The 1,093-nt window shown below is 30.6% G+C and carries 1 protein-coding gene; it reads right to left on the reverse strand.

The window, feature by feature from the left end; all coding sequences use genetic code 11:
• Positions 1 to 113: 113 nt before the first annotated feature.
• Positions 114 to 893, reverse strand: coding sequence for a Cof-type HAD-IIB family hydrolase (locus tag M2475_RS11415; protein ID WP_277491669.1), 780 nt, complete (start codon positions 891 to 893; stop codon positions 114 to 116).
• Positions 894 to 1,093 lie beyond the last annotated feature (200 nt).

Genomic DNA, 1,093 nt, shown 5'->3' on the forward strand with positions numbered 1-1,093 from the left:
TTTCTAAAACAATCTTCTTTTTAATTTCGTTAGTCAACTTCATAAGAAAAACCCCCTTTGTTAGTTTATTGTCTAACTTTGGGGGTTCACATCATACTTGCAGTTCTTCTTTTTTATAACCATCCAAAATGCTTACATGCATTTCGTATTCCACTTTCATTACTACCGCTTGTTATATAATCCGCCACTTCTTTCAATTCATCTACAGCATTCCCCATGGCAATTCCAAGAGGTGAAGCTTCTAACATTTTAATATCATTATGTCCATCTCCAAAAGTTACAATATCTTCTTTTGGTGCATTAAGATAATCCATGACTTCATGAATCCCACCAATTTTATCATCTGGTTCCACAATCATGAACGGTGCATAATAACGCATTAAAATAATTTTATTATATTCTTCATTGTGTTCATAGTTCCAATAACTATCATCCACAATCATTCTTGTAATCTGTTTATAATCTCTACCATCAAAAGTTGGGTTTAATTCCATCACACCCCAGAATTCATAATCATCTACTTGTTTTTTCAAAGCTTCATTATTCGTAACAAAATGATCTTCACCTTCTACTGAAATTGCATATGGTATGTTATGATCTTCACATTCATTTATTAAACGATCTAATTCTACTTCATCCATACCTTTTTGAAAAATCTGTTTTCCTTTTAAATATATACTATACCCTCCATTACAAACAATATTGTCTATTCCCACTCTTTCAGCCATCATTTTCGCATGAAAATAAGGCCTTCCTGTGGCTAAAGACAAGAAATGTCCTTTCGCTTTCAAATCCTTAATTGTCTGTAACGTATCTTCAGGAATTTCATTCCCATACTCTACCCCTGTAGTTATTGTCCCATCAACATCAAAAAATATATATTTCTTTTCCATCACTTCACCAGTCCTTTTCTCACTACAACATTTATTATACATGATAAAAGGAGTCTTTTGAAATTTACTTCTGTCCTTATACTATTTTTCCAAACTATATTATCGTATAAAAAAATTAGTTAATAAAAATCAAGTATAATATTAAAAAATCATTCTATGATATTTCATTCACACTAAAAATTCTGAACTATGTCAGTTTT

The organism is Breznakia sp. PF5-3, assembly GCF_029504745.1.
GTDB lineage: Bacteria > Bacillota_I > Bacilli_A > Erysipelotrichales > Erysipelotrichaceae > Breznakia.